Raw genomic sequence first — 22,371 nt, 5'->3', positions numbered from 1 at the left:
ATTCGGTTTTTCGCATACATTTGGCTCATCTACCCCATCATTGGCAGATTGTATTCGGTTTTTCGCATACATTTGGCTCATCTACCCTATCATTGGAGCATTGTACTCGGTTTTTCGCATACATTCGGCTCATCTACCCTATCATTTGCACATTGTATTCGGTTTTTCGCTTACATTCGGCTCATCTACCCTATCATTGGCACATTGTATTCGGTTTTTCGCTTACATTCGGCTCGTCTGCCCTACCGCTGGCAAATTGTTTATGTGATCATAAAATATATTAAATACAAAAAAACAGACGCCAGCGGCGCCTGTCCAAAATGGCTATATTTAAATTTACAAACCGTAATAACGGGACTTGTCCGGTCCATTGCTGGTGTATTCAGTCTTGAGTTCATTGCGGTAGGAACGTTCAATCTTACGCACGTAGGAAAGTCTGCGGACATTCTTCATAACTTCCTCGGCGCGTTCCGCGTTCACATACATTACCGCATAGTGCATCTTTCGGGAAACATAGTGCAGTGTTCCGTATTTCTCCAGGTTACGCGCTGCCTTGACGTCGCTAACCCAAACGATATAACCTGTCCGTTCCGCAAACATAAGCTCATCCGCCTTTCTTTCTCTATTCTCTATACGGCCAGCTTATCCGCAAGAGCATTTGCCTCCGCTGCCGCATCCGCCTTTGGGGGACGGGTCATTGCTCGGAACCTTGATGCTGTCCGATACCGAGAAGGCGATTGCTTCAGACATGGAGTGAAGAATATCATCCAGCGTCTTCTCCGCATTCTTGAAGCGGACAACCTCTTCGAACTGTTCCAGCTCCCGCTCTACTAACTCAACCTCATCCTTGGCCGAATGATAGTTCGGGTGAAAATGTCCAAACCGCTGTGTCTCCTCAAACAGCTCCTTCTTGCTCTGCAGCCGTCTGACCATGGCCTGGATTTCGGGGCTCTGATCGACCCGCCCTTTCCAGTATAAGTAATCCGACACTTCGGCGGATTGATTAATCATATCGCCTAATTCATAGGCGTATGTCAGCACTTCGGCCATATCGACCGTATTTAATTCCGCTACGCTCATGAACTTCAACTCTTTTCTGCATTAATGTTCTACCGCAAACGGTAGACTACCTTATCATAACATATCCGGCTGCTCGAGAAGAAGAGGAATTTCTCTGTTTGACAGGATGCAGCAGCTTCATTTCCTGCCAGTCTTCGGCGGCAAGCTGAATCTGCTCTACAGTCCCTGAACCTGAACGCAGCAGATTCCCCCGAACTCTCCACGGGCGCCCGCTTATTTGCTCCGGAATGAAGTCTGCAGTTTGGCCCTGCATAGAAATTCTAACCTTGATTCCCCAGCCCAGCGCCTGCTCCATCACCTTCTGCGCCGTAGTCACATGGTATTGCCTCCACTGGTTGAACCACATTTGCGGAACGGCATCTTCACCCGGAAGCAGCTCCTGATCCTGCGCTGTCCCCGCCAATGGCAGGAGCTTCGGATACGCTGCAGCACCAAGCAGTCCCCGTTCCCCGACGGGAGAAGGAAGCTCATAACGGAGTGATGCTGCGGGCCGTTCAAAAGGTCCGAACGGGTTGTAAGGCTGCAAGGCATCCTCCCGGCCGCCGATGATTCTTGGCGGAGCCAGCCCGGCTGCAGCCAGCTCCTTGCGCAGCTGGCCAACAGATTCCGGGCGAACGATGAAGTGGAGCGGGCCAATCCGGGTCAGAATATCCTGCAGCCGGGGATGCGCAGCAATATCTCCGCTCTCCTGTTCACCTGCACAGGACAACACAATAACCTCAGACAATGATGTCCGCCCGATTCCCTTAACCCACTGCCGAAGCGACAGCTCCACCTGCTCCGGCAGCCCCCCTTGAGCATTCGCGGTAAGCCAAGCAATGGCATTCCCTGGAGGACACCCCAGCTCCGCTGCGGACTCCAGCATTTCCCGGGTCAGCCGGAAGCTCCAGAGGTCCTGATTATGCAGCAGCTCGGCGTATCCTGCCAGGGTCCAGCGGATGGTATACGGAACTTCAGGCGGGACCAGCACCTCGAAATCCGGCTGGACAACGAACCTGCCGGCCGCAGGTACAGCAGATTCTGCAGGCAAACCCCAGTCCGCGCCAGTCTCCCCTGACTTCAATGAGCTGCCGGAGAGTATCTCCTCCTGCTCCTGCTCCTGCTCCTGTTCCTGCTCCTGCACCTGCTCATAATCATGCTCATGTTCTGGCCGGCCTTCTGGTACAGCAGATCCGCCGCAGGCTTCATCTGGCTGCGATTCCTCCGCTTTCACTATACCTGTATCTTCTCCGCTTATCTCCGGCTCTATTGTACCTGCCGAAGCTCCGTCCAGTTGCGGCTTCACTGCCTTCCACCGGAAGCAGGGCTCTCCCTTGGCTGAATAACCCAGGTCACACCAGCCGAAGCCTGCCAGGCAGCGGAGCCAGGCCATGGCGGACGCATGCAGCTCCGGACCGTCCGGCCCAGCAACAGACTGCTCTTTGGCAAGGCCGCTCTGTATCATCCATTCCAGAAGAGGCGGCACGGCAAACCATTCTCCCGGGGGGAATTCCGCCGTGGAGATCAGATGTCTGAAATGCTGTCCGGCAGGCTCCGGAGAGCCGTATCGGCTAATTACAATGCGGTATAGCGTATCGGTCATCTCCTGCTCAGTCAGCGCCAGCCAGCACTGCAGCTTCGTTATGTCTATTAAATATCCGCTGCTGCTGCGGCCGATCAGACCCAGAACAGCCATCAAATCTAAGATAACTGTTACCGGAAGCGGGTAAGGCTCAGAACTGGCCTGGTTGAGCTTAAGTCCAGCAAGATGCTCCTCCTGCATCGACAGCTGGCCTGCCAGCAGACCGAGCTGCTTCTTGTGTATAAGTCCCTTGGCCGTCAGCGGCAAGCCCTCCCGCGCTGTAAATAACAGTCCCCGGAACAGCTCGGCAGCCAGACCCGTGCAGGCAGCAAGCTGGGCCTGTACATCTGTTTCTCCAAGACTCTGCGGACAGGCAGGCCAGAAGCTCCGCCCGATCCGGGGGAACCTCTGCTGCGGGATCTGATACAGCTTCTCTCCCCACATTTTCTGGCGCAGCTCCAGCATCCCTGCCATGAGCAGCTCATTCAGCGCCAGCTCCTGCTCAGCGCGGCACAGGAATGCCGGCCGCAGCCGTTCAATGCTATCCGCCGCACAAGGGCTGGCTGCGTGTTCCGCACAAATCGCCTGGAGCACTGCCTGCGCTTCCGGCGTCAGCTTCTGAATATCTGCATCAGGCTCCTGCCTCATCATAGAATAGCCTCCTCCGCGGATTCCAGCATACTGACTGCGTAATCGTAGCCTTGCTCGGTTAAGAACATCCTGCGCCGCAAGGCAAATTCCTGCTCCCTGCTGTCCCCCGAGACCAGCGTATAGAAATACGCCTTGTTGTCGCCCGGCTTAGGCCGCAAAATACGCCCCAGCCGCTGAGCCTCCTCCTGCCGTGAGCCGAAGGCTCCGGATACCTCAATCGCCACCGAGGCATCCGGCAGATTGACGGCAAAATTAGCCACCTTCGAAACGACCAGCAGGGGCAACCGCCCTTCGTTGAAGGCGGCATACAATGCGCTCCGTTCCTTCTGTGTAGTTTTGCCGGTAATAAGCGGTGCGCCCAGAGTCTCCGCCAGCTGCTCCAGCTGGTCCAGGTACTGGCCGATCACCAAGATCGCCGCCCCGGCATGTGTCGCAGCAATCGATGCCGCGGCCGCAGCCTTAGCCTGATTGCCGGCCGCAAGGCGGAACTGTTCTTTCGCCCCGGCATAGATATATTGCTGCCGCAGCCGCTCATCCATCGGGACTATCACTTCTGTACAATCCACTGCCGCAATCCATCCCTGCCTCTCCAGCACCTTCCAGGGCAGATCGTAACATTTGGGCCCGATCAGGGAGAACACATCACCTTCCCTGCCGTCCTCCCGGACCAGTGTTGCTGTAAGACCCAGCCGGCGCGTAGCCTGAATGTCTGCCGTTGCCCTGAAGACAGGAGCCGGAAGCAGATGGACCTCATCATAAATTATGAGTCCCCAGTTCCGCTCATTGAACAGATTCATGTGGACAAACGGCCCTCCCTTGGCTGTACGGTGGGTCAGAATCTGATAGGTGGCGACCGTGACAGGCCGTACCTCCCGCTTCTCACCGGAATATTCCCCGACTTCATCCACGTTCAGGGTCGTCCGCTGCAGCAGCTCACCCCGCCACTGCTCGACCGAGGTCGTGCTGGAGGTAAGAATCAGCGTTTCACACTGCAGATGCTCCAGTACTGCAATCCCTACTACCGTTTTGCCCGCACCGCAAGGCAGAACAACAACACCGCTGCCGCCGATGCCCCCAATCCCCTGGAACTGCTGTACAGCATCTCTCTGGTAATCCCGGAGCCCGAAAGCCTCGCCGCTAATTCCGGCCCCCTTCCCCGCTTCCTCCGTCCAGGCAAGCTTCAGCTCCTGCCCGTCCCGGAAACCGGCATAATCGAGTACAGGATAACCAAGTCCTGTTAATTCCTGCTTGAGCAGCCCCCTGTTGCTCTTCGGACAATGGCTCTGCAAAAAGCCTGCCCTGTACCAGCCCAGCTCTTTCAGAATCAGGCTGCCCTCCAGTTCATCCAGCAGTCCGGCCTGATCAGCCGAGAGCGTAATGAGCAGCGGATCAGTTTCATGCGTGCGCAGCTGCAATCTTCCGTACCGGGCCATCAGCTGCCTGATTTCACCCTCAAGGCCGGAGGGAATTCCCCAGCGTGACAGCATGCGGAGCTTAGCAATAACCGCCTCTGCCTCCTGGCCTCCAGCCGCTGCATTCCACAGGGACAACGGCGTTATCCGGTAGGTGTGATAGACCGGAGGGCTTTTGACAAGCTCGGCAAAATCAGCCAGGACTGCCCGGGCTTCCTCATATCCGGGATGGCCGCATTCCAGCAGAATGGTCCGGTCGTTTCTGGTAATGCACGCACCCTTTCCATCAGCATTCATAGTATTCCCTCCTTGTGATCTACAGTGTATAAGCTTTAATACAGCAGGAAATGGATTATCCCCATAAACAGGTAGCACAAAATAACCCCACAACGTGGGGCTTTCTGCATATTAATTTCAATTTTGAAAAAGCCCACCTCCGTTTAACGGACATGAGCTTCCCATAACCCTATTTAATGCAGCTGCCGCTGGGAGATTCCGCTTAACGCCTCTGCTGCCTCATCCGCATAAATCCTTTTCACCGCCAAGTCGCCAAGCGACACAATTCCGATCAGCTTCTTGTCACGGGTCACCGGAATACGGCGGATTTGCCTTGAAGCCATCAGTTCCGCTGCCTCATCAACAGAAGCCGTCTCCGAAATGGAGATAACCTCCCGGCTCATGACGGTTTCAACGGCTGTGGAGCCGGGATGCTTGTCCGCATAGCCTCGTAATACAAGATCACGGTCCGTGATTACACCCAGCAGCGTTGCCCCGTCGGCCGAATCTACTACAGGAATGAAGCCCGTCCCGTAATCTCTCATTTTGACGGCAACCTCATAGATATTATCGAGCAGCGTGACCGAAGCCGGATTGGCGGTCATTACTTCCTTGACTGTCTTCAAGAATGAACCCTCCTGTCTGCCATGTCACCATGCCATTTGTGAGTAGTTTTTCCTCAAGCGTCAAATATTATACAAATACATTATTGTTCATTCAGACAGGAATCGGCCATGGCTACCAGAAGCTTCGCCCCATAGAGCATGGCATCCTCGTCAAAATCAAATTTGCTGTGATGATGCGGATAGACGGCATCCTTGGCAGGATTGCCAGCGCCCACAAAGATGAAGCAGCCGGGGATTTCCTTAACATAATAGGAGAAGTCCTCCGCAGGCATAATTTTCTCCATCAGCATAACAGTTGCGCCTTCTCCCAGCGCCTCCGGGGCGACACGGTAAAAGCGGTTAAATTCCGCTTCATCATTCACCAGCGGCGGGTAACCCATCAGATACTCGACAGTCGCCTCTGCACCATACGCTGCTGCGATGGAAGCCGTCATCTCCTCGATTCTGCGACGGATCAGATAGCGTGTCTCTTCATCGAACGCACGCACAGTCCCGGTAATCCGGCAGCGCTCGGCAATAATATTCTGGGCAGATCCGCCTTGAATCGTTCCTACGCTGACCACTGCAGGACGCAGCGGATCTACAGTCCGGCTGACAATGCTCTGCAGCTGGGTGACAAGGGCCGCCCCTGCCACAATGCTGTCCACCGTACGGTGCGGCATGCCGCCGTGGCCGCCCTTGCCGATAATATCGATGAAAAATTCATCGGCGGAGGCCATCAGCGGGCCTGGCGCGCTGCCTACGGTTCCTAGCGGAAACGGCGTCCACAGATGCAGTCCATAGACGGCATCTGCACCGTCCAGCACACCTTCTGCGATCATCCCCATTGCACCGCCCGGACAGACCTCTTCCGCCGGCTGGAACAGGAAACGGATCTCGCCGCGGATATCTTCACGGCGTGCACTGTAATAGGCAGCCGCAGCCAGCAGCATAGCCGTATGCCCGTCATGTCCGCAGGCATGCATAACCCCGGGATTCTGCGAAGCATATTCCCGTCCATTTTCTTCAGTTATCGCCAGGGCATCCATATCTGCACGCAGAACAACTGTTCTGCCGGGCAGTGCCCCTGTAAGTATACCTGTCAGTCCGTAGCCGGACCCGCTTCTTCTAACTTCAATCCCAAGTTCGGACAGTCTTGCCCCGACATAGGCGGATGTCTCCTTCTCCTGATAAGACAGCTCCGGATGGCGGTGTAAATGGCGGCGCCATTTCACCATCTCCGGCAGCAGCTCCTCTACCGCTAACCTCTCCATAATTCTCCATTCCCTTCTCCGGCAGCATACTTCGGACAAGCCTGCAGTCTGACTCTTCTATGTAAAGACCGGCCGCAGCATGCCATATATCTTTTATTGTAGCAGAAACACAAAAAAGTGGGTATCAATAGGCCCGCTCTACCTTGCACAACCCCGTGAAACATACTATCATGAGGAGGAACATCGCAAATTTTAATTACAAATGTATCATTATACTTCATACAGGGGAGTTGTGCGCTATGATATTTGAGAACACGGGCCTCGAAGGATTGAAGAGTGACCTTCTTTATCTGGACGAGAGCGCAACCAAAGCCGGGTTTATCCGCTGGCAGTGGGAATACTACCGCGCTACATACGACTGCAAGATAGAAGACCGCCAGAACGGCGGCGAGTACTTCCTGCGGATCAACACCCGCGCTGTGGAAGGGAAGCTGGAAAAGGCGGATGCCATACTGGCCATTGAAGCCGTCTACTTGGGCAAAGCCACTTTCCCCCACGGTCTGGAGTATGAATCTAAGGTGCCTCAGGCGGTACTGGATACCGCAACAGAGCATATTCATCAATTGAAAGAGCTGCTGGAAGCTTGAGTACCGCGAAGGGAAAAACAGCCTCCAAAGCCAGCCTGCCCAAAAGAGGAACGCCCGATTTCCAGTTGCTTATTCTTACCCTGCTGCTCGTCGGCTTCGGTCTGGTCATGGTCTTCAGCGCGAGCTCCAGCTTAACTTTGGCCAGTGAGAAATTCAGCTATGACGCTTTTTATTTCGTGAAACGCCAGTTAGTCTGGGCCGTGCTGGGAAGCTTCGTCATGTTCACTGTGATGAATATCCATTACAGCAAGTTCAAGAAATGGTACGCTCCGATCTTCGTCATCACGCTGGTGCTCCTGCTCTTCGTGGCTACCACCGAGAGAATTAACGGAGCCAAGAGCTGGATGAACATCGGAGGCCTTGGCATCCAGCCTACCGAGCTGGCCAAGATCTCTATCATTCTGTACCTGTCTGCACTCATCACCAAAAAAGGCGAACGTTTGCGGGATCTTCGCACCGGATACATTCCTGTGATGATCATCGTCGGTATTGTGGCCGGACTGATCATGATGCAGCCGGATCTGGGCTCTTGTCTGATTCTCGTGGCTACCAGCGGTCTTGTTATCTATGCCGGCGGCGCGAGCATGAAGCATATTCTTGGCTCAATCGGCTTGCTGGTCCTGGGTGTCGCTCTTGTCATGGGAGCCAAGACAGCCATCGACTCCTTGTCGCCGCCGACCGAGAAGGCAGCGGCCAATCAGGATTACAGACAAGGCCGGATCGAGGCCTTCCTGGACCCCGAGAATAACTCGGAAGGCAGCGGCTATAACATTATGCAGTCACTGATCGCTTTGGGAGAAGGCGGGACACAAGGCTCCGGTTTCGGCCAAAGCATCCAGAAGCTGCACTATCTGCCGTACCCTTATACGGATTTTATTTTTGCCATTATCGGTGAAGAGCTCGGATTTGTAGGAACCTCCATCTTCCTGTTGCTCTATCTGTATTTCATCTGGAGAGGCATTCTGATCGCGCTGCGGTGTACAGACCCCTTCGGCACACTGGTCGGCATAGGTGTGATGGGGCTGATTGCGATTCAGGCCTTTATCAATATCGGCGGTGTGACCAACACTATTCCGCTTACGGGAGTTACGTTACCCTTCATCAGCTACGGGGGCTCTTCCCTGCTGGTCACCATGCTCTGTATGGGGATTATGCTCAGCATCTCCAGGGAAACCAACCGTCCCTCCAAAGAGGAAGTCGTCAAGTCCGTCACTACCGTCAGACAGGTACGTGCGAATAGCCGTGCCAGCACGCGTGCCCGTTAAGAGGCTGCATCCTGACCGGTTGAATAAGGTATAACAAAAGGCAGTCCGGATAAATTCCCCGGACTGCCTTTTGTGTACCCGTCATGCGCTTTATGCAGTTAGCGCTTACGAGATCTCATCGTTCTTGAAGGCCACGCCTTCTACCTTAACATTTACCTCTACGATATGAAGCCCTGTCATGCTCTCCACAGCCTCGCGGACATTCTGCTGCAGCATCCGGCACACTTCATGAATCGGCGTTTCATAGAGAACAATAATGCGCAAATCCACTGCCGCTTCCAGCTGGCCCACTTCAACAGTAACGCCCTTCTGCACATTCTTACCGCTCAGGCGTTTCGCCCAGCCCTCAGACAAACCGCCAGACATGGCTGCAATTCCGGGAGTCTCCAAAGCTGCCAATCCGGCAATTTTCGAGACAACATCATTCGATATCCGTATATTTCCCATTTCTAGTTGAAGTTGTTCTGCCATGCCATATCCCCCCTACACTCATTATCAATTATTGTAATTCGAAAACAGGCTAAAAAGCAAATGACTTTCTCGCATTCCCGTTTACAGTCAGGAACAATTTGGGTATATTGATTATGAATTCAACCTACATACAGAGACTGGAGTGTGCTTTACCTTGAAAAAATGGATCTCGCCGGCGCTGCTGGTCATCACCTTCCTCCTCAGCGCCATCGGACATTATGCGGACTGGGACCATACCCTGCAGTTCGTATTATCCGCTATCTCGGTTATCTTCGTGGCCGGTTTCCTCGGCCGGGCGACAGAAAGCGTAGCCCACTATGCCGGTCAGCGGCTTGGAGGGTTCCTTAACGCCACATTCGGCAACGCTGCCGAACTGATCATTGCCTTCTTCCTGGTCAAAGAAGGACTTTTCGACATGGTCAAAGCCAGTCTCACCGGCTCGATCATCGGTAACCTCCTGCTGGTGCTGGGACTCAGTATTTTTGCCGGCGGTATGAAGTTCAAGGTTCAGAACTTCAATGTCACGCTCGCCGGGCTGAACGGATCGCTGATGATTGTTGCCGTCATCGCCCTGTTCGTGCCCGCCATGTTCTTCAACACCCACTCTATCACAGAGAAGGATACAGATGTACTCAGCCTTGTCGTCGCCGGCCTCCTGATTGCCGCTTACATGGCCTGGCTCGTCTTCTCTATGATTACGCACAAGAAATATCTCGCTGATGTAACGGATGACAGTGCAGAAGAGCTGCCTAATGAGCATGCTCCGGTCTGGTCCAGAAACCGTTCGATCCTCTACCTGGTGGTCGCTACGGTTATGGTCGCTTTCGTCAGCGAATGGCTGGTCGGCACCCTGGAGACCCTGACAGAACGCTTCGGCTTCAGTGAGCTGTTCGTCGGTGCATTCCTGGTGGCAATCATAGGTAATGCCGCCGAGCACAGTGCAGCCATTATGCTGGCCATGAAGAACAAGATCGGCGCTGCGGTAGAGATTGCCGTAGGAAGCAGTCTGCAGATTGCCCTGTTCGTTGCCCCGGTGCTGATCTTTGCCAGCTACTTCATGGGCAACACCATGTCCATCGTATTCACCACCATCGAGATTGTAGCTATTGCTGTATCGGTATTTATCGCCAAGTCGATTATTCAGGACGGCTCAACCAACTGGTACGAAGGTCTGCTGCTGCTCGCGGTATATCTGATTCTCGGTGTATCGTTCTATCTGGTATAACAACTCTGCACAAAAAAAACGCACATGAGCGGCCTCCCGGGTCCCCGTGTGCGTTTTTATGAATGACCGGAATTACATCTCCCGCTCCTCAGCCTTCTTATTGAGTGCTTCGTACAGTACAGCCAAGTTGCGTTCCAGCTTGCTCAGGACCTGCTTGCCTGTGAATTCAGGCACCAGCCCGGCTCTGACCGCAAAATCAACCTCTCTGGAGAAACCATACATCTGGGTATCCAGCACTTCCTCATAGAGAGGGCAGTAACGAGTCGCCAAATTCTCCATCTGCACTTCAATAAGCTTCTCAATTTTATTGGCATCTTCTTGTAGAAGATTGATTGCTTTGATATTAAGCTGTTCCTGCAAATCCGATGAAGTCATGCATTATCCCCCCTATGTCCAAAAGTTACAGCTTCTACTGCTTATTATACTTAATATTAGTCGAAATCAGGACCTAATACAAGAATTCAGTTTACGATTCGTGAAGAACGGACAAATATTACGGGTCACACAGCAAAAACGCCCTGCCGCAAGGCCGGACGTCTTCGGAAATAATGGATTACTCCGCTACAACTGTAAAGTTCAAATTGTGCTTAGCAAACACTTCGCTCATTGCTTTCTTGGCTTCCTCGGCATCTGTGCCATGTACATGAAGCTCGTAGCTTTGGCTCGATACCAGAGTAGTGAACAGACCAAGGATACTCTTAACATCAATGTACTTGTTGTCCGCTTGAAGAACGATAGATGAATTAAACTGGCTGGCTGTTTGTGCAATATCCACGATTGCCGCATTGTTACTGGACATAGAAATCCCTCCGCAACTTGATAATAAACTTAAGTTCATTTGTAACCAATTCCATGATACATTGAATCCGCTTACTCACGCAAGGTGTTTCTTGAAAACAAGCTTACAGGCTTGCATTTCAGAGCTTTGTATTACATTTTATTTCAGATTCTCGGGATTCAGACCTTCAAGCTCCGGCAGCACAAAAATCCCGTCCTTGCGGATCAGCACATCGTCAAAGTAAATCTCTCCGCCGCCGTACTCCGGACGCTGAATGAGCACGAGATCCCAGTGAATGGACGAACGGTTGCCGTTGTCCGTAACATCATAAGCCTGGCCCGGTGTAAAGTGCAGGCTGCCTGCGATCTTCTCATCGAACAGAATGTCCTTCATCGGATGCAGAATATACGGGTTGAAGCCAATGGCGAATTCACCGATATGGCGCGCGCCGTCATCGGAATCGAGTATCTCGTTCAACCGCACCGTGTCATTACTGGAGGCTTCGATGATTTTGCCGTTCTCAAACGTAAACTTCACATTCTCAAAAGTCACGCCGTTATAGAGCGTCGCAGCATTGTAGCTGATCGTCCCGTTCACAGAGTCACGCACTGGTGCGCTGTAGACTTCACCGTCGGGAATGTTCTTCTGGCCGGAGCATTTCTCTGCGCCGATGCCTTTGATGGAGAAGGTAAGCTCCGTTCCGGGACCGGCAATCCGCACCTTGTCCGTTCTGCGCATAAGCTCAGCCAGCGAATCCTGGGCTTTGTCCATTTTGGCATAATCCAGATTGCAGACCGCAAAGTAAAAGTCTTCAAAAGCCTCGGTTGTTGTATTGGCAAGCTGCGCCATACTGGCATTAGGGTAACGCAATACTACCCATTTGGTATGCTTGACGCGTTGTTCGCTATGTACCGGGTGGGAATAGAGTGAATTGTAGAGCTTCATGTTCTCTTCCGGCACATCAGCCAGATCATTGACATTCTCACCGGCACGGATGCCGATATAGCAGTCCATCTGCTTCATCCGGTTCAGATCGATCTCTGCCCAGGTTTGGATGCCTTCAGGTGTAGCATATTTAAGCATGCTGCGCAGAACGGTACGATCCGTCAGCTGTACAAATGCACGGCCTCCGGCTTTGCCCACTTCTTCCACTACTGCTTTAATTAAATCTCTTTCACTGCCGATCATTTCGACGAGCACATTCTCGCCGGGTTGTACGTTTACGGAATACCCTACCAGGTTCGCCGCAAGCTTCTGAATTCGTGGATCATTCATGTTTCTCTCTCTTCCTTCCTCATGCTGAAAATAAATATACCGTTATATTGTAGCACGCCCGCTAAAGAGCGCAAGCTCTTACGGCATGTGAGCTTTCATTGATAGCCATAGAAATCAACCTGTGTAATGTAGGTTTCCTCAGTAACCACTCCCGCACTGCCGGGGGAGGTTGTCGTCCGGTTACAGGTCAGCCGCGCGGGCAGATTGCGCTTCGCATCTACCTTGAGATAATAAACCGTCCTGATACTGGCTTGCTTCAGTCTCTGCTGCAGTTCAGCCTGCTTCTGCTCCCATAATGCTTCGCGTGCCTCCAGCTCCTTAGCGGGCTCCCCAGCAGCCGTTCCAGCGGCAACCTGGCTAGCCGGCCTTATCGCCTGCATCTCCCGTTCCAGCTCCGCCGACAGCTGGCTGCGCGCTTCCTCCGGCGTCAGTTCAATGCGCAGCACGCGGGTTCCCCTGGCACTCCCCGCCTCCTCGGTTACCGTCTTCTCCAGCCCCTCCAGCTCTTCCAGCTGCCGGAGCGGGTTCAGCGCCTCCAGCGGATTGCTCTCCTGCAGAGCCGGCGCTGCCTGCTGCGTCTTCCATTCACCGTCTTCCTTCACCAGTCTGGTGTAGTAGACCGGAACATCCCCTGAGCCCTGCTCAAGAGGATGCGGAGCTGATCCGGCGGCGGCACCCGGCTGGCTCCCGTCCGGCAGCAGGGAATATAAGCTGACTTTGTTATGGTCAGCCACCTTTCCTCCATAATAGAGTGAGGATTCCGGAACCGCCTTGCCGCCGACCAGCAGCGCTACCGCCCCTTCGAAGGAAACGCCGTCACTGCCGTCCATCCCGGCCAGCACGAGACTCAGATCCTCGTCAGCCGGCCTGTCATTCATGACGCCGCAGCCGCTTACAGGAATCAAGCAGATCAGCAGGACAAGGGAGAGGATTCCTGCACGGGACAGCAATAATTTCACCATGGCATTCAAGACCTCCGGTCGGATTATCATTCATTCTTCCTAGGGTCTCCCTGATTGCAGGGCTTATACGCAAATTAACCCCACAAACAACCCCACAAAGTGGAGCTTAGGCTTCGATGATGACCCAAGTACTTTGCGGGGGCCCCAACTAAATAAAAGAACCCTTGAGGCTTAGGCCCAAGGATTCTTAGCGGTATTCTCAACGATTTTGTTATCAATCACTACCTGGTTCCGGCCGTTGTTCTTGGCTTCATACAGCGCCATGTCCGCCCGGTAGAACAGCGATTCTACACTCACCCGCTCATCTGTCCAGCTCCACTCTGCAATACCGCAGGACACGGTTACACGCGGCTCCGTCTCCCCCATCACCCGCTTGCGGATGCGCTCGGCCACAAATACTGCCTGCTGCACCCCAAGCTGGGGCAGATACACGGCAAGCTCTTCTCCGCCCCACCTGGCCGCGATATCCCCCTGGCGGATCGAGGACTTCACAATTTCACTTACCTGCTTCAGTATTTTGTCACCCTTCTGGTGGCCGTAAGTGTCATTGACCGCCTTGAACTGATCGATGTCAACAACAATCAGCGTTCCGCAGAAATCCGTAGACTGCCGCTGTTTGATCTCCTCATCCAGATAATGCCGGGCGAAGAGTCCGGTCAGGCTGTCGCGGTTCGCCAGGCGCCGCACTTCAGCATGCAGCCGCGCGTTTCCGACCGCAAGCCCGATATGCCCGGCCATAGCCTGCAGCAGCCTGTAGCTGTCGTAGGAGAAGAAGTGGGCGTCCTTATGGGCAAGCATAATAGCCCCCCGGACTTCTCCCCCTACATTTAGCGGAGTGGCGATCAGCGACTGCGAGCCGGTCGCATCCAAAAGCTTAGAGGTCATTCCGGCGGCGTACTTATAGTCGGATAGAAGAAGCGGCTCGCCTGAAGTATAGACCTTCCCGCCCAGTCCTTGCCCGGCTTCCACCAATTCCCCCAGCAGCGGGATATGATTACAGGCAATGACTTCGAGTCCGCCTCTTTCTTCATTCATATGGAGGATGCAGCAATAATCGGCCTCGAACATCCCCAGAAGCTCCTCAAAGGCAAATTGAAAAATATCCCCAAGACGCAGGCTCTGATTGAGGCGCTGCGTAAGCTCATTACTCATACGCAGCTCCCGGATAAGCTGGTTGGAGCGTTCATACAGCTTGGCGTTCTCGAATGCCGTGCCGGCCGTATCCGCAACCATGGTCAGAAAACGCAGATCCACTTCACGGAAGGAGGGTTTGTCCATTACCATATGAAAGACACCATAGACACCCTGCTTGCCTCCGAGCGGAAGACCTACCTCGACCGTACAGCTGTCCTCACGTCCGGCATGAAGCGCAACCCGTCCATCCTTGAAGGCTCTGGCACAGACGTCATTAATGGCCCAGTGGAGCGGCAGCGGTTTGACCTGGGGATGTGTACTGCGGTGGTCCTGCGACATGAACAGGTCCAGCCGCGCCCCGGGATACATCGCCGCAATACTGTCGATCACCTCGGTAAGCACGGCATCCACATCTATGTTGTCATGCATCCGCTGGACAATCTGAAAGAGCAGTGAACGGCGGCTGCTCTCCCGCTCGGCATGCAGGTGCACACCTGCAAGATCCGAAACAAATACATGCTCAAATTTATGATAAAAGCAGGTCTGGAAGTGCATCGACATCGCTTCTGCCGTATGTCTTCCACCCTCGGCATACTGCTCTGACGGCATCTCACAGCCGAGGACCGCGAATATTTCCCCGTGTCCGCGTGTAAAGATCGGCATAGCTAATAATGTCTGCGCTTGTCCATCCTCCTGAACCTCAATGGCATGCATCCCGCCAGAGCGCAGACAGGCTCCCGCCGCCTCTTCCCATTCTGACTTCCAGCGCCCCTGCCGGAATTCGTATATGGGATCAATCCATTCCGCTTCATAGTTCAGTACACACCAGTTCCATGACTTGGCGAAGGACGGTACGGCCTGTCCCAGCCATTCATTGAAACTCTCGGCAATCAGGTTGGCTGCATAAGGAAAATCATGGGACACTATGTCCGTCTCCCTCAGCCAAGCAGCGGGATCTTCATAATCTCCGCCTGATTGCTTGGTGTCCTGTAACAGCATACGACTGCCCTTGCGGTCGTATGCTTCCTGCTCCGACATAAAGAGGATCCCCTTTGCTATTTGATATCAAATTTTCCCGATAACATCTAATTAGCTATATTTTACTCCCTTTTCTTAGGTATTGCATTATATTTTCCTCAAAACCGGGATTTTTTTTAGGACCAAAGAACTAACGACAAAGATAGACAAAAACTCTTTTAAGTTGCGCTTGACTTTGACTGTCATTTTCATATAATATTTATTGTTGAACAAGACTGTAACAAGTCTTAATTGGGCGTAACGTTGTGTCACCCTCTACGCATTTCGTTACTGCCAGGGCAGCGGCTGAACTTCCCTCGGCAGTGTGAAACCATCTAACGCTTTCACGGATACGATTTGCGGCGCAAATAGGCCCTACAATACATTTGCAAATTAAAAGGAGTCTACTATAATGGCACGTTACACCGGACCTAAATTCAAACTCAGCCGCCGTCTGGGCATTTCCCTAAGCGGTACAGGCAAAGACCTGAAACGCCCTTTCCCACCAGGACAGCACGGCGCTAACCAACGCAGAAAAGTAAGTAACTACGGAATGCAGCTTTTGGAAAAACAAAAACTGCGTCACATGTACGGCTTGGGCGAAAAGCAGTTTAAAACTCTTTTCACCAAAGCACAAAAGCTCCAGGGTATCGCGGGCGAAAACTTCATGTTCCTGCTCGAAAGCCGCTTGGACAACCTGGTTTACCGTCTTGGATTTGCTAACTCCCGTGCAGGCGCACGTCAGCTGGTATCCCACGGCCACGTAACCGTTAACGGCAAAAAAGTCGACATCGCTTCTTACCGCGTAAGCGTGGGCGACGTTATCGGACTTCGTGAAAGAAGCCGCGCTATGGGTTCTATCAAAGAAGCTCTTGACAACCGCTCCCACCTTCCAGGCTACTTGGAATATGCTGATGGTTCATTCGAAGGCAAATACATTCGTTTGCCGGAACGTGCCGAGCTGTCCCAAGATATCGATGAGAAACAAATCGTCGAATTCTACAACCGTTAAGATTCTGCTTCCAGCGAATCTGATTAAAGCTCCCGGATACTTTATCCGGGAGCTTTTTTTGTTCTATACCCTCTCCCCGCTTGCCGTTACTCCTATAGTTTGCTCCCTGAAACAACGCTTAGGACTATTCCTTACTCAGAATCTTTGGCAAAAGCAGCATAAGAGTAAATCCCCTGCGGCAGAAGCGCATTCAAAATCGCCAAATTGTGCTATAATAGTTCCGTTAAAAGGAGGATAATCGTCGATGGTTGAGGAGAATAAGAAGAAGACCGCAAAACAGCGTCCACCGCGCAGATCCTGGCTCCGCAGGTTCGGTTCAGTCGTGAAGTGGATGTTTATACTCGGTATACTCGGCATTCTGTTTGCCGGTGGCGCTGTGGCAGGCTACGTGACTTCGATAGTGAAAGATGACCCTGTCCGCACCGAAGAATTAATTCAACAGGAAGTCAGCCAGAACGCCATTACCGGCTTTGCCTATTTCAGTGACGGGCAGCCGATCGGCCAGCTCCGGACGGAAGAAGACCGCAGACTTATTGAATTCAACGATATTCCACAGCTTGTGATTGATGCCGTTCTCGCTATAGAGGACAATAATTTCTACAATCATAAAGGGGTGGATTTCAACGGCACCCTGCGTGCAGTCAAGCAGAGGCTGCTGAACGAATCCGTTCAGACCGGGGGCAGTACGCTGACCCAACAGCTGGCACGCCGCGTGTTCCTGAATCTGGACCGTACAGAAGACCGCAAAGTGAAGGAGATCCTGCTGTCGCTGCGGCTGGAACGTTTTCTGTCCAAGCAGGAAATTTTAACGGCATACTTAAATAAGGTTCCTTTCGGGAACGGCTCGAACGGTTATAATGTATTCGGCATCAAGGCTGCCGCCAAAGGCATCTTCGGTCTTGATGATCTGGAAAAGCTGAACGTGGCACAAGCGGCTTATCTGGCCGGCCTGCCCCAGCTCCCCTCCAAATACTCCGCGTTTAACGGCGTAGGCGAATTCAATGAAACTGCCTTTGGCCGGGCCATGGACCGCCAGCGCCTGGTGCTGCGGCGGATGCTGGAAGAGAACAAGATTACTACGTCGCAATATGATGAAGCCCTGCTCTTTGATATCAAGGGCTCGCTTGCTCCGCATACGAAGAAGGCTTATGCTACCTTCCCTTATCTGATGCTGGAGACAGAGCGCAAAGCGGCTGAAATTATGCTGACGCTGAACGAAGACAACACAGGTGCTGCTTCGGATTCTGCCGCCGCCACCACCACCGACAACACGCTGCTTCTCGAGGAAGCCCGCCAGCAGCTGATGACCGGTGGCTACCGGGTATACACTACCATTGATAAGAAAGTGTACAGCGCGATGCACAGCATCTCGGAAGACAGTGATAACTTCACGAAGGACAGTAAGGCCAGAGGCAAGGAACAGACGGCCGGCATCATGATTAACAACAAGACCGGAGCGATTCTCGGGATGATTGAAGGGCGTGACTTCAACATCGAGCAAATGAATTATGCTACCCAGATGGTCCGCCAGCCCGGTTCCACTATGAAGCCGATTGCCGCGTATCTGCCTGCGCTGGATGCCGGATTAATCCAGCCTGCCGGCATCCTGGATGATGCCCCGATTGTAATGAAGGACGGCGGCAAGGGCTTCCACATTCCGAAGAATGCCAATAACCGCTATCAGGGGCTGGTTACCGCCCGTTATGCCCTGAATAAATCCCTCAACCTGCCGGCCTTGAAGCTGTTCAATGACAAGGTTGGCATTGAGAATGCCTGGACTTTTTCCAAAAAGCTCGGGATTACTACGATTCAGGACGATGATTATAACGCACAGACCGGAGTAATCGGGGGGCTGCGTTACGGGGTTTCCGTTGAAGAATTAACGAATGCCTATTCCTCAATCGGCAATCAGGGCGCATTCAATGATGCTTATATGATTGAGAAGATTGTAGACTCCCAAGGCAAGATCATCTATCAGCACAAAGTGAATCCGGAGCAGGTCTTCTCCGAGCAGACCGCTTACCTGATGACGGATATGCTGCGCACAGTAATAACAGACGGTACAGCAAGTACAGTCAAAAGCAAATATGAGCACTTCAAAGAAGTTCCGATTGTCGGCAAAACCGGTTCTACGCAGAACTACGGGGATGTCTGGTTCATGGGCTATACCCCGGATGTTACCCTGGGCATGTGGGTTGGATACAAAGAACAGATAAACACTCTGCAGGGAGATACGCAGAAACGGCAGGCGCAGACTTTGTGGACCAAGGTTATGAATACCGTGATCAACAAACGTCCGGAGCTGTTCGTGACGAAGGAATTCCCGAAGCCGGAGGGCATCGTCAAAGCAACGGTCTCCGCTTACAGCGGCAAGAAGCCGTCAGAGCTGACGGATAAATTCACCACGGACCTGTTCAACGCCAAGTTCGTACCCACAGAAAGTGATGACGGAATCTCCAGGGCCAAATATATCACCTACAACGGGGTGAATTACCTTCCGCTGGAAGGAACGCCGGAGGATTTCCTGAAAGAGAAGATTGTCGTCAAGCGCGAGAAGCCGATTCAGAGCTTGGTCAAAGAATTGCTTGCGGCCTTCCCGGCCATGAAAGAACATGAATCTCTGTCTTACTACATGCCGGAAGATGCCAAGACTGACTTCCCGACTGAGGTGGACCCCCGGGTGGATGACGGCAACGCGCCTAGTGCTCCGGGTGAAGTGATGGTCTCCTACAGTACAGGCAAAGCTGTAGTTACCTTCACTCCAAGCGGATCATCCGATGTTGCGGGTTACCGGTTATACCGTTCACTGAACGGCGGCTCCTTCCAAAAGCAGGCTGTGCTCTCAGCCGGTGAGAGTACCGTCTTCAAGCCCGGTACGCCTGCCAGCGCCAATGCCACCTTCTATGTGGCTGCTGTAGACGTTGCAGGGCATGAGACAGCCTCCGGCAGTGTAGCCGGGACTCAGCCTACACCAGAGCCGACGCTGCCTCCGGAGGAAGTGCCGGGCTCTGACGGTACGGAGCCAACGCCGGATCCGGGAATCATCCCGGAAAGCAGCGATGATCCGGGAATGATCATTGTCCAGCCGCCGGGCGGCAATGAAGCAACGCCGTCTGGCAGCAGTAACGGAGCCGGCGGCAATACCGGTGCAACCACGCCATAAGCTAAAGTCTATGGATGGCACCCATTGAATGAACTGTAAAAGACCGTTCCCTGTATCTGAGGGAACGGTCTTTTCTATAAGCTGGCTGATATAGGCTTCAATCCTCAATCGTAGATAAATCGCCTGCCGGAAGATGCAGCTCCCAGGCCTTTAGGACACGGCGCATAATTTTGCCGGAGCGGGTCTTCGGAAGCTTCTCCTTGAATTCAATCTCACGCGGCGCAGCATGGGCAGACAGGCCCGCTTTGACAAAAGCAGCAATCTCGTCCTTCAGCTCTGCAGTCGGGGAGTAGCCATCCCGCAGTGAAATGAACGCTTTGATAATCTCTCCGCGCATCACATCCGGCTTGCCGATCACTCCTGCCTCAGCCACCGCCGGGTGTTCAACCAGTTTGCTCTCCACCTCGAACGGACCGATCCGCTCTCCGGAAGAATTGATTACATCATCAATCCTGCCCTGGAACCAGAAGTAACCGTCTTCGTCCATATAAGCCGAATCCCCGGAAATATACCATCCGGCAATCCGGAAGTATTCATCATATTTGGCCTGATTGTTCCATACCTTGCCCATCATCGACGGCCAGGGTGTGCGGATCGCCAGATTGCCCATCGAATACGGCGGCAGAATATTGCCGTAATCATCCAGGATCGCGGCTTCAATTCCGGGCAGCGGCCGCCCCATGGAGCCGGGCTTGATATCCATCCCCGGATAATTACAGATTAGCTGCGCACCTGTCTCCGTCATCCACCAGGTGTCATGAATCCGCTGTTGGTAGAATTTATCCCCCCAGCGCACGACTTCCGGGTTGAGCGGTTCCCCTACAGACAGAACATGGCGCAGACTGCTCAGATCAATATCCTGAAGGCTTCCTTCCCCTGCGCCCATCAGCATACGGAAAGCCGTAGGCGCGCTGTACCACACCGTTACCCCATAGCGTTCAATGGTTTTATACCAGTCCTGCGGGCTGAAGCGGCCTCCCCGGATCACGTTGGCTACTCCGTTTAGCCAGGGAGCGAAGATCCCGTAGGAGGTTCCGGTCACCCAGCCGGGATCTGCTGTACACCAGTACACATCATCCGGACGCAAATCCAGTACAACCTTGCCTGTATAATAATGCTGAATCATTGCCCGCTGCACATGATAGATGCCCTTAGGCTTGCCTGTGGACCCGGAGGTATAATGCATGATCAGACCATCCTCAAGACTCAACCATTCCGGTTCCAGCTCTGCCGAAGCTGCTGCCATTTCCGCTTCATAACTCAGCAGCCCCGGATCTTCAGATGCGGAACCTCCGACCAGAATAATGTGGCGCAGCCCCGGAAGCTGGTCGCGCTTCACCCGCTGCAGCAGATCCGGCGTAGTCACCAGAGCCACCGCTCCGCTATCCTCCAGGCGGTCCTTCACTGCCGTTTCCATGAACGCCTCGAACAGCGGTCCTGCTACGGCTCCCACCTTCAGAATGCCCAGCAGGCTGAAGTACAGCTCCGGTGTGCGCGGCATGAAGATGAATACCCGGTCCCCTTTGCCAATCCCATATTTATGGAGCACATTACCGAACTTGTTCGACCGCTCACGCAAGTCGGCAAAGGTGTACCTCTCCTCGCGCACAGTATCACTATAGATCAAAGCAGTAGCTGCTCCCCGCCCTTCCTGCACATGACGGTCTACGGCTTCATGAGCCATATTCACCTTACCTGTCCCATGCCAGGAGAAGCTTCTCTCGACATCCTCCCACCGGAATTCGTCAACAGCCCTTGAATAATCCTTCATATTCGAGTGCTGCACACGGCCCGGCAAAATTTCGCTGTGGACTTGCCCCATTACTCTTGCCTCCCCTACTGGTTTGATTTAAGCTTTAAGGGTAAGAATCTCTTAACTGCAATGATGTCAACGCGCCAAATGTGAATTTTTCGTGTCGGAACCAGTATATCACAGGAAGCGGTTACATTCCATAATATAGTGAACCGGAGGGAGCCCAATCATGGAGCACTGCAAAATCCCCGTGTCCCATACCTTAGAGCATAAAGAAAGGCTTATATCCGTTGAAGGACCTTTATCTCCGGATACTCTCAAGCTCCTGGCTATGCACCGCGATCTGGATGCCTTCCGGAAGCCGCAGGAGCAGCTGGAAGCATTGATCGAGATATCAGGACTGCCGGAGGGCCGGGTCGTCGCTGCAGTGGTCTCAGGCGTTATAGTAGGGTATGTCACCTTTCATTATCCGGATGAGCTGGAGCTGTGGTCCCAGGGAGGGATGGAAGATCTCGTAGAGCTGGGGGCCATCGAAGTCGCGGATGAATACCGGGGATGCGGGCTTGCGAAGCTACTGGTCTCCAGTGCTTTTGAAGAAGGGCAATTGGAGAACTGCATCGTATTCACTACGGAATATTATTGGCATTGGGATCTGAAGGGCAGCGGCCTCACGGTCTGGGAATACAGGCAGATGATGGAGAAGCTGATGAAGACCGTAGATATGGTGTGGTATGCCACGGATGACCCGGAAATCTGCTCCCATCCGGCCAATTGCCTGATGGTCCGCATGGGCCAGGCTGTTCCGCTGTCCTCCCGCGAGACCTTCGACCGGGTCCGCTTCAGACAGCGGTTCATGTATTGAGGGCCGGG

At 53.3% G+C, this 22,371-nt stretch carries 19 protein-coding genes; 6 read left to right on the top strand and 13 right to left on the bottom strand.

Translation table 11 applies throughout. From position 1 onward, the window contains the following. Positions 1-336 precede the first annotated feature (336 nt). The 6 genes from P40081_RS15110 to P40081_RS15085 all read right to left on the bottom strand — a co-directional run bounded on the left by P40081_RS15110 (position 337) and on the right by P40081_RS15085 (position 6,859). Entirely contained in the window at positions 337-600 is a 264-nt protein-coding gene (locus P40081_RS15110) for a YlbG family protein (protein ID WP_020432997.1), read from the bottom strand. Between the two features lie 42 nt (positions 601-642). Further along, positions 643-1,080, bottom strand: a complete 438-nt coding sequence (locus P40081_RS15105; RefSeq protein ID WP_042136559.1) for a YlbF/YmcA family competence regulator — start codon at positions 1,078-1,080, stop codon at positions 643-645. A 46-nt stretch (positions 1,081-1,126) separates the two neighbouring features. Then, positions 1,127-3,292, bottom strand: a complete 2,166-nt coding sequence (locus P40081_RS15100) for a helicase-associated domain-containing protein (protein ID WP_042136557.1) — start codon at positions 3,290-3,292, stop codon at positions 1,127-1,129. Continuing rightward, entirely contained in the window at positions 3,289-5,001 is a 1,713-nt protein-coding gene (locus tag P40081_RS15095) for a DNA repair helicase XPB (protein ID WP_042136555.1), read from the bottom strand. The genes P40081_RS15100 and P40081_RS15095 overlap by 4 nt, the downstream gene beginning before the upstream one ends. A 173-nt stretch (positions 5,002-5,174) precedes the next feature. Continuing rightward, positions 5,175-5,606, bottom strand: a complete 432-nt coding sequence (locus P40081_RS15090; RefSeq protein ID WP_042136553.1) for a CBS domain-containing protein — start codon at positions 5,604-5,606, stop codon at positions 5,175-5,177. Between the two features lie 80 nt (positions 5,607-5,686). Next, positions 5,687-6,859, bottom strand: coding sequence for an amidohydrolase (locus P40081_RS15085; protein ID WP_042136551.1), 1,173 nt, complete (start codon positions 6,857-6,859; stop codon positions 5,687-5,689). Between the two features lie 239 nt (positions 6,860-7,098). Between P40081_RS15085 and P40081_RS15080 the strand changes: the two genes are divergently transcribed. Then, positions 7,099-7,446 (top strand): YugN family protein, encoded by a 348-nt coding sequence (locus P40081_RS15080; protein ID WP_042136549.1) that lies wholly within the window; start codon positions 7,099-7,101, stop codon positions 7,444-7,446. Then, positions 7,443-8,711 (top strand): putative lipid II flippase FtsW, encoded by a 1,269-nt coding sequence (ftsW, locus tag P40081_RS15075; protein WP_081969965.1) that lies wholly within the window; start codon positions 7,443-7,445, stop codon positions 8,709-8,711. The genes P40081_RS15080 and ftsW overlap by 4 nt, the downstream gene beginning before the upstream one ends. A 105-nt stretch (positions 8,712-8,816) precedes the next feature. On the opposite strand, the gene P40081_RS15070 is transcribed toward ftsW, so the two are convergent. Beyond that, positions 8,817-9,182, bottom strand: a complete 366-nt coding sequence (locus P40081_RS15070) for an Asp23/Gls24 family envelope stress response protein (protein WP_019911482.1) — start codon at positions 9,180-9,182, stop codon at positions 8,817-8,819. 154 nt (positions 9,183-9,336) lie between these two features. Here P40081_RS15070 and cax point away from each other — a divergent pair, with 154 nt between their 5' ends. Further along, entirely contained in the window at positions 9,337-10,407 is a 1,071-nt protein-coding gene (gene cax / locus P40081_RS15065; protein WP_042136546.1) for a calcium/proton exchanger, read from the top strand. 72 nt (positions 10,408-10,479) lie between these two features. Here cax and P40081_RS15060 read toward each other — a convergent pair whose 3' ends face one another. The 5 genes from P40081_RS15060 to P40081_RS15040 form a co-directional block, all read right to left on the bottom strand. Next, the gene (locus P40081_RS15060; protein WP_039297956.1) at positions 10,480-10,782 is read right to left on the bottom strand and encodes an Fpa/YlaN family protein; all 303 of its coding nucleotides are present in this window, start codon (positions 10,780-10,782) and stop codon (positions 10,480-10,482) included. A 178-nt stretch (positions 10,783-10,960) separates the two neighbouring features. Then, complete coding sequence (locus tag P40081_RS15055) at positions 10,961-11,206, bottom strand: HPr family phosphocarrier protein (RefSeq protein WP_042136544.1); 246 nt, start codon at positions 11,204-11,206, stop codon at positions 10,961-10,963. Positions 11,207-11,344: 138 nt separating this feature from the next. Further along, positions 11,345-12,460: an aminopeptidase gene (locus P40081_RS15050; protein WP_042136541.1), complete on the bottom strand. Its 1,116-nt coding sequence runs from the start codon at positions 12,458-12,460 to the stop codon at positions 11,345-11,347. A 95-nt stretch (positions 12,461-12,555) separates the two neighbouring features. Beyond that, positions 12,556-13,422 carry a hypothetical protein gene (locus P40081_RS15045; RefSeq protein WP_042136539.1) on the bottom strand — a complete coding sequence of 289 codons (867 nt, stop codon included), beginning with the start codon at positions 13,420-13,422 and terminating at the stop codon, positions 12,556-12,558. A gap of 171 nt (positions 13,423-13,593) precedes the next feature. Then, complete coding sequence (locus P40081_RS15040) at positions 13,594-15,594, bottom strand: sensor domain-containing diguanylate cyclase (RefSeq protein WP_042136537.1); 2,001 nt, start codon at positions 15,592-15,594, stop codon at positions 13,594-13,596. A 391-nt stretch (positions 15,595-15,985) separates the two neighbouring features. Between P40081_RS15040 and rpsD the strand changes: the two genes are divergently transcribed. Beyond that, positions 15,986-16,585 carry a 30S ribosomal protein S4 gene (rpsD, locus tag P40081_RS15035; RefSeq protein ID WP_039297946.1) on the top strand — a complete coding sequence of 200 codons (600 nt, stop codon included), beginning with the start codon at positions 15,986-15,988 and terminating at the stop codon, positions 16,583-16,585. Between the two features lie 244 nt (positions 16,586-16,829). Beyond that, a complete protein-coding gene (locus P40081_RS15030) occupies positions 16,830-19,748 on the top strand; it encodes a transglycosylase domain-containing protein (RefSeq protein WP_081969964.1) in 2,919 nt (972 codons plus the stop codon). Between the two features lie 97 nt (positions 19,749-19,845). On the opposite strand, the gene acsA is transcribed toward P40081_RS15030, so the two are convergent. Next, a complete protein-coding gene (gene acsA / locus P40081_RS15025; RefSeq protein ID WP_042136535.1) occupies positions 19,846-21,570 on the bottom strand; it encodes an acetate--CoA ligase in 1,725 nt (574 codons plus the stop codon). A 160-nt stretch (positions 21,571-21,730) separates the two neighbouring features. Between acsA and P40081_RS15020 the strand changes: the two genes are divergently transcribed. Then, on the top strand, positions 21,731-22,363 hold the full coding sequence (locus P40081_RS15020) for a GNAT family N-acetyltransferase (RefSeq protein ID WP_042136533.1): 633 nt from the start codon (positions 21,731-21,733) through the stop codon (positions 22,361-22,363). The last annotated feature ends 8 nt before the right edge of the window (positions 22,364-22,371 follow it).

This window comes from Paenibacillus sp. FSL P4-0081 (assembly GCF_000758565.1).
Taxonomy (GTDB): Bacteria; Bacillota; Bacilli; order Paenibacillales; family Paenibacillaceae; genus Paenibacillus_AQ; species Paenibacillus_AQ phytohabitans.
Note: the sequence above shows the minus strand (reverse complement) of the source record. Positions and strands in the feature narration are given on the sequence as shown.